Origin of the sequence: Iningainema tapete BLCC-T55, assembly GCF_014698965.1 — a bacterium.
In the GTDB taxonomy this organism is placed as follows: domain Bacteria; phylum Cyanobacteriota; class Cyanobacteriia; order Cyanobacteriales; family Nostocaceae; genus Iningainema; species Iningainema tapete.
The window spans coordinates 59,268-72,136 of the sequence record NZ_JACXAE010000075.1 but is presented as its reverse complement, the minus strand read 5'-3'; the positions used below and the strand labels follow the sequence as shown (position 1 = coordinate 72,136).

16 protein-coding genes and 1 pseudogene are annotated in these 12,869 nt (G+C 43.6%); 8 read left to right on the top strand and 9 right to left on the bottom strand.

Features of this window, described 5'->3' with window-relative positions; genetic code table 11:
* Positions 1–10: 10 nt before the first annotated feature.
* The 4 genes from ICL16_RS24530 to ICL16_RS24515 form a co-directional block, all read right to left on the bottom strand.
* Complete coding sequence (locus tag ICL16_RS24530; RefSeq protein ID WP_190833162.1) at positions 11–802, bottom strand: FHA domain-containing protein; 792 nt, start codon at positions 800–802, stop codon at positions 11–13.
* Positions 803–901: 99 nt separating this feature from the next.
* Positions 902–1,624 (bottom strand): 6-phosphogluconolactonase, encoded by a 723-nt coding sequence (gene pgl, locus ICL16_RS24525; RefSeq protein ID WP_190833154.1) that lies wholly within the window; start codon positions 1,622–1,624, stop codon positions 902–904.
* Positions 1,625–1,780: 156 nt separating this feature from the next.
* Complete coding sequence (rph, locus tag ICL16_RS24520) at positions 1,781–2,524, bottom strand: ribonuclease PH (RefSeq protein WP_190833144.1); 744 nt, start codon at positions 2,522–2,524, stop codon at positions 1,781–1,783.
* A gap of 97 nt (positions 2,525–2,621) precedes the next feature.
* Positions 2,622–3,161 carry a nucleoside monophosphate kinase gene (locus ICL16_RS24515; protein WP_420485298.1) on the bottom strand — a complete coding sequence of 180 codons (540 nt, stop codon included), beginning with the start codon at positions 3,159–3,161 and terminating at the stop codon, positions 2,622–2,624.
* Positions 3,162–3,510: 349 nt separating this feature from the next.
* Between ICL16_RS24515 and ICL16_RS24510 the strand changes: the two genes are divergently transcribed.
* Positions 3,511–4,047 carry a P-loop NTPase family protein gene (locus ICL16_RS24510; protein ID WP_190833140.1) on the top strand — a complete coding sequence of 179 codons (537 nt, stop codon included), beginning with the start codon at positions 3,511–3,513 and terminating at the stop codon, positions 4,045–4,047.
* Positions 4,048–4,093: 46 nt separating this feature from the next.
* On the opposite strand, the gene ICL16_RS24505 is transcribed toward ICL16_RS24510, so the two are convergent.
* Complete coding sequence (locus ICL16_RS24505; RefSeq protein WP_238360934.1) at positions 4,094–4,669, bottom strand: deoxycytidylate deaminase; 576 nt, start codon at positions 4,667–4,669, stop codon at positions 4,094–4,096.
* A gap of 138 nt (positions 4,670–4,807) precedes the next feature.
* Between ICL16_RS24505 and ICL16_RS44920 the strand changes: the two genes are divergently transcribed.
* Together ICL16_RS44920 and ICL16_RS24500 are read left to right on the top strand one after the other, a co-directional pair.
* Positions 4,808–4,981: a hypothetical protein gene (locus ICL16_RS44920; protein ID WP_202895704.1), complete on the top strand. Its 174-nt coding sequence runs from the start codon at positions 4,808–4,810 to the stop codon at positions 4,979–4,981.
* The gene (locus ICL16_RS24500; protein WP_337907116.1) at positions 4,968–5,573 is read left to right on the top strand and encodes an aminotransferase class III-fold pyridoxal phosphate-dependent enzyme; all 606 of its coding nucleotides are present in this window, start codon (positions 4,968–4,970) and stop codon (positions 5,571–5,573) included. The genes ICL16_RS44920 and ICL16_RS24500 overlap by 14 nt, the downstream gene beginning before the upstream one ends.
* Positions 5,574–5,861: 288 nt before the next feature.
* Here ICL16_RS24500 and ICL16_RS24495 read toward each other — a convergent pair whose 3' ends face one another.
* Entirely contained in the window at positions 5,862–6,074 is a 213-nt protein-coding gene (locus tag ICL16_RS24495; RefSeq protein ID WP_190833138.1) for a hypothetical protein, read from the bottom strand.
* Positions 6,075–6,099: 25 nt separating this feature from the next.
* On the opposite strand from ICL16_RS24495, the pseudogene dcd reads away from it, so the two are divergent.
* A pseudogene (dcd, locus tag ICL16_RS45940) lies at positions 6,100–6,171 on the top strand (dCTP deaminase); the annotation flags it as partial.
* Positions 6,172–7,086: a nucleotidyl transferase AbiEii/AbiGii toxin family protein gene (locus ICL16_RS24490; protein ID WP_190833137.1), complete on the top strand. Its 915-nt coding sequence runs from the start codon at positions 6,172–6,174 to the stop codon at positions 7,084–7,086.
* A gap of 77 nt (positions 7,087–7,163) precedes the next feature.
* Here ICL16_RS24490 and ICL16_RS24485 read toward each other — a convergent pair whose 3' ends face one another.
* Positions 7,164–7,538 (bottom strand): hypothetical protein, encoded by a 375-nt coding sequence (locus ICL16_RS24485; RefSeq protein WP_190833136.1) that lies wholly within the window; start codon positions 7,536–7,538, stop codon positions 7,164–7,166.
* 182 nt (positions 7,539–7,720) lie between these two features.
* Positions 7,721–8,923 (bottom strand): HhoA/HhoB/HtrA family serine endopeptidase, encoded by a 1,203-nt coding sequence (locus ICL16_RS24480; protein ID WP_190833135.1) that lies wholly within the window; start codon positions 8,921–8,923, stop codon positions 7,721–7,723.
* Between the two features lie 140 nt (positions 8,924–9,063).
* Here ICL16_RS24480 and ICL16_RS24475 point away from each other — a divergent pair, with 140 nt between their 5' ends.
* Positions 9,064–9,504 (top strand): YidH family protein, encoded by a 441-nt coding sequence (locus tag ICL16_RS24475; protein ID WP_190833205.1) that lies wholly within the window; start codon positions 9,064–9,066, stop codon positions 9,502–9,504.
* Between the two features lie 14 nt (positions 9,505–9,518).
* A complete protein-coding gene (locus ICL16_RS24470) occupies positions 9,519–10,097 on the top strand; it encodes a thioredoxin family protein (protein WP_190833134.1) in 579 nt (192 codons plus the stop codon).
* 23 nt (positions 10,098–10,120) lie between these two features.
* Here the strand turns inward: ICL16_RS24470 and ICL16_RS24465 are convergent, their stop codons facing one another.
* Entirely contained in the window at positions 10,121–10,408 is a 288-nt protein-coding gene (locus ICL16_RS24465; protein ID WP_337907115.1) for a glutathione binding-like protein, read from the bottom strand.
* A gap of 238 nt (positions 10,409–10,646) precedes the next feature.
* On the opposite strand from ICL16_RS24465, the gene ICL16_RS24460 reads away from it, so the two are divergent.
* Positions 10,647–12,860, top strand: coding sequence for a PAS domain S-box protein (locus ICL16_RS24460; RefSeq protein WP_190833132.1), 2,214 nt, complete (start codon positions 10,647–10,649; stop codon positions 12,858–12,860).
* Positions 12,861–12,869: the final 9 nt, after the last annotated feature.

Here is a 12,869-nt window from a genome sequence, read left to right as displayed (position 1 = left end):
GTCTCCATAATTAAGATAGTTGAAACAGGAAAGTTACCATGTCTCCTTTGCCCAAACTAATGCGATCGCCTGGTCGTAGTTTGTGTCTATTACCGGGCAACAAGGGCAAATTGTTCACATAAGTACCATTAGAACTACCGATATCTTCTATATAGAAAGAATCTCCTTCAATCCGAACATCTGCATGTACCCGCGAGACGATTTCCGAATTGGGAAATCCCGAAACATCCACATCCGGTGGAATGCGATCATTGGGTTTACCGATATGAACCACGGAGAGATTTTGCGGCAATTCAATCTGCCGATCTGTTTGGACGTGGATTAGCCGTGCTGTTACCTGTTGTAATTGAGTTCTGGCAACAGTGGCTGGCGCTTGTGGTTGAAGCGTTGGTGTAGGATCTGGTTGTGTTTCCGGTGGAGCCATCACCATTGGTGGTGTGGGGATGGGATCGGGATCTGGTTCTGGTTGTGGATCGGGAGTTGTTAGCGCTGTTGGCGGTAAAGGTGGTGGATCGGGTAAGTTGCTAGCACCACTTGCCATAGGTTGTACTTCTACAAGTGGTTCGGGGGCAACTAGAGACGGTACTTCTACTGGACTTTCATTGGTGACGGTTGCTGACGCTACAGTAGTAGGAGCGGCTGTACGCAGGTGGTAACCACACTGACCGCAGAAAGCTGCATCTGCTTGCACGGTTGCTCCACAGCTGGGACATTTCGTAGTAGCTGGTAGTGGGGTATAGCAAGCTTCGCACTGAACAGCGCCGTCTGGGTTTGGGTGATTGCAATTAGGGCAGACGATCATGGAGTTATGCCTTTGTTGAAGTGATCGTAAAATAGTGCTGGCAAGCCCAGAGGCAACTCTGGCTATGGACGATTTTAACAATTACAAGTTGTTGAGCAGCTAATATTTTATGTCACTTCCTGCCGCTGCATCTAGTAGCCACCAAAGTTCTCCTTGGGGTTGAATTAAGCGGGAGGGGTAAGTGGTTTCTGAAGCTGTTGGTGCAAAGACTTGACTTAAAGCTGTTTTTTTGTTATCACCAGCCACTACAAATATAACGCATTTGGAAGCGTTGATGAATGGGTATGTGAAGGTGATGCGCGGCTCTCCGTCTTTGTTACCCACGGTAATGAGGCGATCGCTTACTTTTAATGCGGATGTATTTGGAAATAGAGATGCGGTATGTCCATCATCGCCCATACCAAGCAAATTCACATCCACTGCCGGGAACTCTCCTGGAGACGAGTGAAAGAATTCTTGCAGATGCTGCTCATACTTAGCCGCTGACACTGCTGGATCGCCTTCTTGAGTTGGGATGGGGTGGATGTTGTTTGCAGGAATATCTACTTGATCGAGCCACGCACGCCTTGCCATCAGTTGGTTGCTATTTGGATGATCGGGTGGAACATAACGTTCATCCCCCCAAAACACATGAATTTTTTCCCAAGGCAGTTTTTGAGTGGCGATCGCTTCGTACAAAGGTTTGGGTGTGCTTCCACCAGATAGGACAATGGTAAATCGTCCTTGCTGCTCAATCGCTTTGTCGATCTTTGATAGGATCAATTGTAGCGCCCTGTCAATCAAAGCCTTCTGATCCGGTAAAACTTCAACATTATTATTCATCTGTCAATTTATTGTATTGGCTACTTCCAGCAATACAATAGCGAAATTCTGACTATATCTGTTTTGAGTTTTTGAAACTTTTAACATCTCAACTAGCTAATGGCTAATAGTTAATGGTTAATTGCTGACAACCATTAGCAATTAACTATTAGCCTCCTAATTTCCTTGATAAAGCTGCTTCCAATCAGTGATCGCTGTTTGTTGGGCGATTAACAGTTCTTGAATTCCTTTTTCGGCAAAATCTAGCATTTGATTTAGCTGGTTGCGGCTAAAGCTTCCTTCTTCAGCTGTTCCCTGGACTTCTATTATACCAAGATGTTGATTCATCACCACATTAAAGTCTACTTGTGCAGCAACGTCTTCAAGGTAGTTTAGATCCAAATATGGGTCTTCTTCCAACAAGCCTACAGAAATTGCTGCTACCTGTCCATTTAGGGGCGATCGCTCTAAAACCCCCTGCTGCAACAATTTAGAAATTGCGTTAGCTAACGCCACAAATCCGCCTGTGATTGCTGCTGTTCTGGTTCCTGCATCTGCTTGTAATACGTCTGCATCTACCGTAAGGGTGATTTCTCCTAGCTTCTCTAAATCCAATGCTGCCCGTAGGCTTCTTCCAATCAAACGCTGAATTTCCTGCGTTCTTCCCGACAATTTCAAAAATTCCCGTTCTTGCCTCTGCTGAGTTGCTGTCGGTAGCATTCTGTACTCTGAAGTTAGCCAACCTTTGCCAGTACCTAGCAAAAACTTGGGAACTCCTTGAGTAACGCTCACAGTACAAAGTACTTGAGTGTCACCAAATTTTGTGAGAACCGAACCCGGAGCAAAGCGAGTAAAACTTTGCTGAAAGCTAATGGGACGGAGTTGGTAAGGTTGCCGACCGTCTGGGCGTTGCCAAACCATTATGGTTGCCTCAATTTTGATCTACAATACAACCTTTCGTTTTACTTTGATTATATTTTTATGAGTATCTTTAGATTGTGTCTGTGATCGTCATCACCTAATTAGCGGTAGAAAGTAAATTAATGATATTTTGCTGCACTAGCTCTGGGGACTGATCGCCATTTATAGTTAACAAACGACGGCGACGGTCATAGTATTCTAAGATAGGAATGGTGCGATCATAAAACAACTCCACGCGACGCTGCACAATTTCTGGTTGATCGTCGGGAAGAAAACGCCCCTCTCGACGACTAACCATAACTGCTTCCGGTACTTGTAAATAGATTGCCCAATCTAACTTTTGCCCCAGTTTTTCCAACAAAATATCCAATTGCTCAGCACCGAAGACAGTATGGGGATAGCCCTCTAAAATCCAGCCAGTGTTAGCGACTGACTCTAAAAGTTTAGTATGAATGAATTCGATCATCATTTGCTCCGGGATGATTCTTGTGACTGACAATGACAGAGCGCTGTAATTAAAGTCACTATGGCTTTTGCTCACCTCCTGTACAATCTCACTTGTAGAAATTAGCGGAAGTTCAAAGTGTCGGCAAAGCCTTTGCGCTTGAGTGCTTTTTCCTGCTCCTGAACCTCCCACAATTACTAATCTCACAACAACCGTCTCCTCATAATGTTATATTTATTACTACTTAATTTTGTTTTGCCCAAATAACTAGCATATCTAACATAGACATAAAGTAGTCCTACACAAGAATGTTTTTAATTGATTTCAACAGGTGATTGTATGTTTTCATTTTTACGACTACTTGGAAAACTTAAGTTAAAATTTAAATTTCCATAGCTCTTGACTTAAGCATAAACGTAATGTTTGACTTAAGAGTGCAAGCTAAACACACAAGGTAAAAAAATAATTTATATTATAAGTAGATTCCCAAAAAAACATCAGTAATAACGCTTAATTACTTTGTATTTATTTAACATTATTTATGATTGCCCAATTAGAAACTCCCAGCGTAAATTCGACTACTTGTTTACCATACCCAGTGGTAGGACTAATTCAAGTTTTTACTAGTCCTCACCGTAACTTTTTTACTAACGTAATGGCTCAAGTACTGAGAATGGCAGGTCAAGGTACACCAGTGTTAGTAGTGCAGTTTCTCAAAGGTGGTATTGCTCAAGGACATGAAAAGCCGATCCGCCTTGGACAAAAATTAGATTGGATTCGCTGTGATTTACCTCGTTGCATCGATACACCACATCTAGACGATACTGAAGCTCAATCACTGCAAATGCTATGGCAGCATACACAACAGGTTGTATTCGAGGATAAGTATTCTCTCGTGGTGTTAGATGAGTTAAGTTTGGCAATTAACTTTGGTTTAATTCCCGAAACAGAAGTTTTGGTGTTTCTGACACAACGTCCGCCACATGTGGATATTATTCTGACAGGACCAGAAATGCCTAAGTCCATTCTGGATTTAGCAGATCAAATTACAAATATCCGTCGCAGTCATCAACCGTAAGGGGTACTGGGTACTACTCGCACCCTACCCCAATCCCCAATCCCCCTTATGGTTCGTTAATGCACCCAACTGCTCTAGCCACAGAGGTGGGATTAAGCAAGAATTGAGCAGCTTTTTGTGCTGTAATCTCAGATAAATGAATCTGTGTGAGGGTGACTAATCCTTCTTCAACGAAGGAATCTCTCACTAAGGCTTTATCTCCACTGTTGAACGAAGTTTCGTAAAAAACTTCTTTAATTCCCGCAGAGATAATTAATTTTAAGCAAGAGAGGCAGGGTTCTAGGGTGACGTAAATGCTTGCGCCCCCAGTCGGGATGCCATGTTTTGCCGCTTGGGCGATCGCATTTGCTTCGGCGTGTACAGCCCTTGATGGTAAAGTTTTACTAGCATCACAGCTACTCAACCCAGGATAGCAGTAACCTTGAGCCGTACAATGAGCCGAACCCGATGGCGAACCATTATAACCTGTGGCTAAAACTTGTTTGTTTTTCACAATCACAGCACCCACCGGAAAAGCCAGACAAGTAGAGCGAGTAGCAGCTAATTTAGCTAACATCAGAAAGTACTCATCCCATGTTGGTCTTTGGTAAAATTCGTAAACCTGAGAGCTATCTTCCATCATATTTTTATGAAAACTTCAATATTACAGCGTTCTTCTTAGCGTCTTTGCGTGAGATAAAAAAATCAAAATTCCCAAAGAATCTACTCAAGTTTACAATTCATACGCCCCTTGTTCTGGTTAAAATACGGAGGCATTCTCATGACTAGTGAATATATTCATCCTTCTCCCATCTGGCGTCCCTACACACAAATGAAAACAGCTCCCATCCCAATGAAGGTAGTCAAGGGGAAAGGGGTATTTTTAGAGTTGGAGGATGGACGGCAAATTTTAGACTGTATTTTCCAGTTGCTGGGTAACTATTCATGGGCATAGTCATCCTGCCCTTGCTGAGACTCTTTATCAGCAAGCCCAGCAGTTGGAACACGTTATATTTACCAGCTTTACTCACGAACCAGCAGAACAACTGGCGCGTAAGCTCCTTACTCACTTGCCTAATTCTCTAACGCGGGTATTTTTTTCTGATAATGGCTCTACTGCCGTCGAAGTTGCTCTGAAAATGGCTTACCAATATTGGTACAACCAGGGACAATCACAACGCACCAGTTTCATTACCTTTGAAGGAGGATATCACGGCGATACTTTGGGAGCTATGTCAGTAGGGAGCAGTTCTCCCTGGGGACAACCTTTTCAACCTTTGATGTTCTCTACAGAAGTGGTGCCTCCTGCTACATTTGACGAAGATCTAGATGTTGAGGAACGTGAGGCACTAACTCTATCTAAGATAACTCAACTTCTTGAGATCGGCGATCACTATGCCGGAATTGTCATCGAACCACTGGTACAGGGATCTGCCGGAATGCGCATGTGTCGTCCCCAATTTTTGCAAGCGCTGCAACGTCTGGCGCGGCAAGCCAAAGCGGCTATTTCAATTCTATTGGTTTGGACTTGCGATCGCGATTTCTAGAGGAAGGGTTTCTTCTACGTCCCTTGGGTAACACTCTCTACATTATGCCTCCCTACTGCATTACTGAGAGCGAACTCGAATCAATCTATCAAGCAATTAGCCGTGTTCTCGACACTCTCTAAAACATGCCAATACGTGCCATTCTGGGCATGATTTCTTATGTGACTGGAGTAGAGATCTTAGTTTAAATGGTAGGAAAATAAATCAGTAAAACGCATATCCAGCTTGCGTTTCACGGCTTCATAAAATAAGATCGCTTATGTGACTGACATATTCACCTAACCTCTGTTACAAGTTACTGATTTGTTGTGCCAACCAAACCCGAAAGCTGGAATGATAGAAACTGTAAAGGGTTTCTCTACCTAACCGATGATGCTGTAAAAACTCCAGCCAATTTTCCACGATTTCCTCTACTTCGTATACATCTTCTTCGATTATTTGGGCGATCGCCTCTGCTGACATTTTTCCTCCGTTTTCAACAGAAGTTAGGATACGAAGCACTTTCAAAGCAACATCAGATAACAACTGCGGTATAATACCAAAATTAACTCCTGCTGAGGCAGTGTGGCGGGGTCATCTTACCTTAGAGTTTTCCAATATGCTCAATCTACAAAAGCTACCCTTCTTAGAGTCTATTGGTTGGCAGCTAAAAAATGTATATCAATTAAACGAGAAAGAAATGATTCAATTGTATCAACGCAACTGGCATTACAGATATACTTTCAAGAATTTAGAAGATGAAGAAGAAAGATTTGTTTATTATTTGGCAAAAAAATATAAATCTTGGATACTACCGGATTTAGAAATGTTTAATCTCGATCATCATAATAAAATACTTAAAATCCTTAACGCTTTCAATCCTGAAGTATTGCGAAATGCTTCCGCGCTTTTTGCTGGTGGAACATTACTATCGTTAGAATATGACGAATATAGACTAAGTAAAGATATTGATTTTCTTTTTCCCTATGGAACTGAACATTATAAATATTTAAGAAATTTAATCTATGATAACGGAATTGCTGCATTATTTATAAATACCACAAACATTCTTGTTGGTGACAGCACCGCAAATCAGTACGGGATTAGATTTCCTGTTACCGTTAATGGAACAACTATTAAAGTAGAACTTGTAGCTAATGGAAACTTTAACTTAGATCCTCCTGTTTATCCTCAGTGGGCAAATATTCCATGCTTGAGTATAAGTGACAGATTTACATCAAAATTTATGGCTAACGCCGACCGTTGGAATGATGCCAGTACCCAATCTAGGGATTTAATTGACTTGGCAATTCTACGGGTGAATAATGATATCCCTACGGGTGCATTTTCTAAAGCTGAGGCAAGCTATGAAGTGCGCTCACCACTAATTAGAGCGATTAACCAATTTCTTGAAAAGACAGAATACAGTCATAAATGTTTTCAGGAATTAAGTGTTCCTGAAGAAAAAATTCCAATAATAATGAATGGAATAGATTTGCTTCTTGTTGATTTAAAAAAAAATCCCTCTAGCTAGAAAAAATCTAAAAGGGATTTTGTTTTGTTATAGCGCTGACGAAGTTGGGGATCTAGAAATGCGCGATTTTATTCTTTTCATCGACTTTGTTGAATTGGGCTAGAATTCTGATTGCGGTTACGTTTTTGCCAACGACGACGACTCCAATTGATGACACCAGCGCCCCAGCGTCTTAGGCGACGCCCTTGGTTGCGGAAAAATATACGACTACGGTTGTTCCAACGACGCATGTTTTCGCGACGTTTCTGTTTTTTCAGTTCTCTAATATGAGCTTGTTCAGGATCTAAAGCGTTTGGGTTTTCTTGTGCTTGGGATATTAAAGAATTTTCTACTGTTTCTGGTATTGTATCTTTGATGGATACATTTGCTCCGACTGCTATTTCTAAACCAAGCAAACTGGGTAATAGCACAGTGCTGACAATCAACTGCCGATAACGGTTTCTAGCCGACATAATTTGAGACTTTAATGGTATTCAGAACCATTAAGGCAGGCTATATATGGGTTTGTCATGCCAATGTGCGCATTAGTGAACACAACCTTGTAGAGACGCGACGCCAGTCGCCGTGACAGTGGGAAAACGCCTCATGGGCGCTGGCTCAAATGAGCGCGTCTCTACAAAATATGTTTAAGCAGTTAGCGAGTCTGAATAGTAGGAAGTTGCTCTGGTTCAAGTGTCAATGTCACTGTTCGCCCTTTGCGGAGGACTTCCATCTCCAATTTGCCGCCGATTCCGGCTTTGTCTAATAGCTGTTGAACTGTACTTGGTTTGGTTACAGGCTGGTTGTTAATTGCTTGAATCACATCGCCTGTCCTTAATCCTGCTTTAGCCGCAGGGGAATTTTTTCCAACTTGGACAACCAAAATTCCTTGATCTTCCTCTACCCGAATGCCACTGTTAGGAGTATTGTTAATTTGCTGCTGAATTTGAGGGTTGAGAGCAAGCATCTGCACGCCAATGTAGGGATGATCAACTTTACCTGTACTAATTAGCTGCTGAGCGATCGCTCTGGCAGTATTGATGGGAATGGCAAAGCCCAGCCCCTGTGTACCACGAATGATTGCGGTATTGATACCGATTACTTCACCTTTGGCGTTCAAAAGTGGTCCTCCGGAGTTACCTGGGTTGATTGCCGCATCGGTTTGAATAAACCCTACACGCTTATCGGGTATGCCGATAGTGGCGCTGGAACGTTCTGTGCCACTAATTACACCAACTGTTACTGTTTCCTGTAAACCCAACGGGTTGCCAATGGCGATCGCCCATTGTCCTTGTCGAACTTTATCAGAGTCACCGAGCGCCACTGTAGGTAAATTTTCTGCTTGCACCTGAATTACAGCTACATCTGTAACAGGGTCTTTCCCTAACACTTGACCTTGTAAAATGCGACCATCTTGAAAAGATACGGCTACTGTATCTGCATCATCTACAACATGAGCATTGGTAAGAATATGCCCAGCCGAGTCAATCACAAAACCAGAACCAAGTCCCTGTACGACTGGTGCGGTAGGCGGTACTGATTGAATACCACCAAAAAAGGGTCTGATGAAATCAGGTACATCTCCTCCTATAGTACGGGAAACAGTCACCTGAACCACGGCAGACTCTGTTTTATCTACAGCTTCTGTGACAAAGTTGGATTCCAAGTCAACTTGTGCAAGCAATGGGGATGGTAATGCGCTAGCAGTAGTTGATCCACTGAATAATGCGTAAGTAACACTCACAAACATAACCAGCATACAAGTAGACAGCTTTTGTAACCAGCGTTTGCCTACTATTGCTCGAATTTCCTGGGTTTTCTGTTGCAGGTAGAAGCAACTGTTATTTTTGGCGTACATTGTTTTGATTACTATCTATAGCTTCGTCAGACTACTTCTAGGTTGTGTTCTAACCATCTACAGCCTAGCGAGTAGTTTTATACAGTCTTCTCCCTTACGGATGAAATTATTTGCGATCGTTTATTGGTATCCTGTTATTCATGAGCAAAATGCCCAAAATAGATCGTCAAAGGGAGCATCAAGCTAACGAGCGCACGTTCTTAGCTTGGTTGCGAACTTCTGTATCATTAATTGCCTTTGGTTTTGCCATTGCCAGATTTGGTCTATTCTTGCGCCAGCTTAGTGTTACTCTAATTCAATATCAACCCTCTGTAAATCCCATTCTCAACTCGCAATACTTAGGTATTGGTTTAGTAATCTTCGGTCTGATTACTATCGGTTTAGCAGCTTGGCGATATAACCAAGTATTTTGGCAAATTGAAAGTGGCGACTATCAACCAACTCGCTGGACAGTTTGGGTAATGACTGGTGCAGTCATGCTATTTGGAATTCTCAGTATGCCATTGCTGATGTTGCAAGATCAAGTTAATCCTACTAAATATCAGAGTTCATCTCAATCCAAATCCCGTAATTTTCGTTAATCAACTTAAAAATTATGGCTTTAACTGCTTCAACCATGTTACCCCTAGGTAATCAAGCGCCAGATTTTCATTTACCAGACGTAGTTTCTGGAAAAACAATAACGCTTACAAGTTTTGCCAAAGAAAAACCATTATTGGTAATGTTTATTTGTCGGCATTGTCCTTTTGTAAAGCATGTACAAAAAGAATTGGCGCAGTTAGGAGAAGATTACTTTAATCGTTTGGAAATTGTTGCCATTAGCGCCAATGATGCTAAAAACTACCCTGACGATGCGCCAGATTCTTTGAAGGCAATGGCAGGTGAACTAGGTTTTAAGTTTCCCTTGTGCTACGATGAAACTCAGGAAACAGCAAAAGCCTACACAGCAGCTTGTACGCCAGATTTCTTTTTATTTGATACTGAGCGTAAACTTGTTTATCGCGGACAGTTGGATGATAGCCGCCCAAGTAATGGCAAACCTGTAACAGGTGAAGATTTACGTGCTGCAATTGCTCCGGTTCTGGCGGGTAAATCAGTGGAAGGTGAGCAAAAGCCAAGTATTGGTTGCAATATTAAGTGGAAATCAGGAAACGAACCTAGTTATTTTGGTTAATTACTGCATTATTTTCGGCAATTTCAAAACCCTAGAAAAATTCGCCGTAAACCTGCTAATGTCATAGCTATAGGCATTGTGTCTTTTTGGATTTCTTGAAAGCTAGGGCGAGCTTTGAGGTGTTCAAAATAGGTGGCGAGCGCTCTTCGTTTGCCACCTTCCCAGAGATGAGCAAACTTTAATTCTTCCCAGCGATTCAGTACAGCCGTCCAAACTACATCTGCTAGAGAGTAAGTAGCACCACACAACCACTGGGATTGATTTAAAGAGTACTCTAGTTGATCTAACATTGGCTCAATTTGTGCATTAATGTGCGCGTATTGGCATAGGTTATGTAGTTAACCCCGAATATTTTAGTCCTGCTCAACAGCGATACCTTGGGCAGCGATATATACATAAACTGTTGTGCAAATAAAGCATCACAGTTTGCATCTGTTCCCTTAGTAAGATTGGATCAGATCCAAATTAGCTTTAACCTGTTTACAAGTGGCTAATTGCACAATTTGCATTACCTGTCAATTTAGCGTTTTCTAACAGAAGAGATGTGGCGTGAAAGAGGATAAATTTTTCCAGCAGCTAAAGATTTTGTACGAGCGCGTCAGCGCCTTACAAAAGGATACCAGCGCCGTGCCTTTGGAGCACGAACTGTGGCTGCCAAAAGCCCTTGAAGATCTTAACACCGCCTTTGAGGAATTACAGGTGGCGGAAGAGGAGCTGCGAGCGCAAAATGAGGCGCTGGCTACCGCTCGTGAGACAGTAGAAGCAGAGCGCCAGCGCTACCAGGATTTATTCGAGTTTGCTCCAGACGGCTACCTTGTAACTGATGCAGTTGGGAAAATTCTTGAAGCCAACAGCGTCGCTGCCAAAATGCTCAACATCAAGCAGAAGTTACTGGTGGGCAAACCGCTAGTCAACTTCGTTGCCCCATGTGAGCGTCAAGCTTTTCGTAGCAAATTAAACCAGATGAACCAGGTGAACTGGGTGCAAGATTGGGAAGTGCGCCTGATCCCACGCGCCCCAAAGGGGCGCGTGGGATCACTTGAAGGTTCTATGACGGTGAGTGCCATCCGCAATCAGGAAGGTGAATTGGTCGCTTTGCGCTGGCTGTTACGCGATGTCACTGAACGCAAACAGGTGCTGGAAAGGTTGCGGTTACTAGAGTCGGTGGTTCTCAACATCAACGAAGCGATTGTCATTACAGAAACCGAGCCCCTAGACGAGCCAGGACCGCGTATCGTGTATGTTAACGAAGCCTTTACCCGCATGAGTGGCTACAGCGAACAGGAAGTGCTAGGCAAAACCCCACGCTTCATGCAGGGAGCGAAGACAGAACGCGCTGTGCTAGACAGAATGCGGGAGGCGTTGGAGAAATTTGAGCCTGTGGTCGTCGAGATCATCAACTATCACAAGAACGGCTCTGAATATTGGTTAGAACTGAGCCTAGTGCCGCTGATGGATGAAACAGGCTGTTACACTCACTGGGTTTCAGTGCAGCGCGACATCAGTGAGCGCAAGCGTGCAGAAGAAGATCGCGCTCAGTTACTTACAGAGCAAGCTGCACGCGCCTCTGCCGAAGCGGCTAATCGTACAAAAGATGAGTTTCTAGCGATTGTCTCCCACGAGTTGCGCTCACCTTTGAATGCCATCCTTGGTTGGGCGCGACTACTAAACTCTCGTAAATTTGACGAGGCAAAGACAAATAAGGCATTAGAAACAATTGAGCGCAATGCCTTAGCTCAAACCCAGATAATTGAAGATTTGTTAGATATATCACGGATTATTCGCGGTCAAGTTCGCCTGTGTGCCCGTCCAACTAACCTTGTACAAGTAATTGAAGCGGCCATTGATACTGTGCATCCCACTGCTGACACTAAGAGAATTCAAGTTTTGTCAGAGCTTGACCCCGAAGTCGGTCTGGTTTGGGGCGATTCTGAGCGTTTAAAGCAAATTGTCTGGAATCTGCTCTCCAACGCCATCAAATTTACACCTTTTGGTGGAAGGGTTGAGGTTTGGCTAACAATTGTCAATTCCCACGCTCAAATTAAGGTGAAAGATACTGGTATTGGCATCAGCCCTGATTTTTTACCTTATGTCTTCGATCGCTTTCGTCAAGCCGAGAGTACAACCACCAGAGCGCACGGTGGACTAGGGCTGGGCTTGGCGATCGTTCGCAACCTAGTAGAACTGCATGGGGGTACGATTCAAGTGGAAAGCCTTGGAGTTGGGCAGGGAGCAACGTTTATCGTACAACTGCCACTCCTAGAAGTGAGCGGGGGCAAGGGGTTCCCTCTGGGGTTAGGGGCTGTAGGGGAGCAGGGGAGCAGGGAAGAAGAAAATTCTACCCAAGACATCAGCCCAGGACATCAGCCCAGACTTGATGGGTTACGAGTCTTAATTGTAGATGATGAGATAGATACTCGTGAATTCCTGGTAACAGCACTGGAACAGTACGGATCTCAAGTCACCGCAACAGCGTCAGTAAGCGAAGCGTTTGGGCTACTCGAACGTTTAAAACCAGATGTGCTGTTGTCTGATATTGGAATGCCAGTGGAGGATGGTTACGCTCTCATCCGTCGAATCAGATCTTTGCCAAAAGAGCAAGGCGGACAGATTCCAGCAGCTGCCCTAACAGCTTATGCCAGGGAAGAAGATCGCCTACTCGCGCTTAGAGCAGGTTTCCAGATGCATGTACCTAAGCCAATCGAACCAATGCAGTTGGTCGTAGTCGTGGCAAAGCTTGCTGGAAGAATCGCCAACAACTAGGGGGTAGGG

Coding starts and splice junctions, on each gene's coding strand:
- ICL16_RS24490 (WP_190833137.1), top strand. CDS start 6,172: ATGCTCAATCTACAAAAGCTACCCTTCTTAGAGTCTATTGGTTGGCAG.
- rph (WP_190833144.1), bottom strand. CDS start 2,524: ATGGTTTGGCAACGCCCAGACGGTCGGCAACCTTACCAACTCCGTCCC.
- ICL16_RS24475 (WP_190833205.1), top strand. CDS start 9,064: ATGAGCAAAATGCCCAAAATAGATCGTCAAAGGGAGCATCAAGCTAAC.
- ICL16_RS24530 (WP_190833162.1), bottom strand. CDS start 802: ATGATCGTCTGCCCTAATTGCAATCACCCAAACCCAGACGGCGCTGTT.
- ICL16_RS24470 (WP_190833134.1), top strand. CDS start 9,519: ATGGCTTTAACTGCTTCAACCATGTTACCCCTAGGTAATCAAGCGCCA.
- ICL16_RS24510 (WP_190833140.1), top strand. CDS start 3,511: ATGATTGCCCAATTAGAAACTCCCAGCGTAAATTCGACTACTTGTTTA.
- pgl (WP_190833154.1), bottom strand. CDS start 1,624: ATGAATAATAATGTTGAAGTTTTACCGGATCAGAAGGCTTTGATTGAC.
- ICL16_RS44920 (WP_202895704.1), top strand. CDS start 4,808: ATGACTAGTGAATATATTCATCCTTCTCCCATCTGGCGTCCCTACACA.
- ICL16_RS24505 (WP_238360934.1), bottom strand. CDS start 4,669: ATGATGGAAGATAGCTCTCAGGTTTACGAATTTTACCAAAGACCAACA.
- ICL16_RS24480 (WP_190833135.1), bottom strand. CDS start 8,923: ATGTACGCCAAAAATAACAGTTGCTTCTACCTGCAACAGAAAACCCAG.
- ICL16_RS24485 (WP_190833136.1), bottom strand. CDS start 7,538: ATGTCGGCTAGAAACCGTTATCGGCAGTTGATTGTCAGCACTGTGCTA.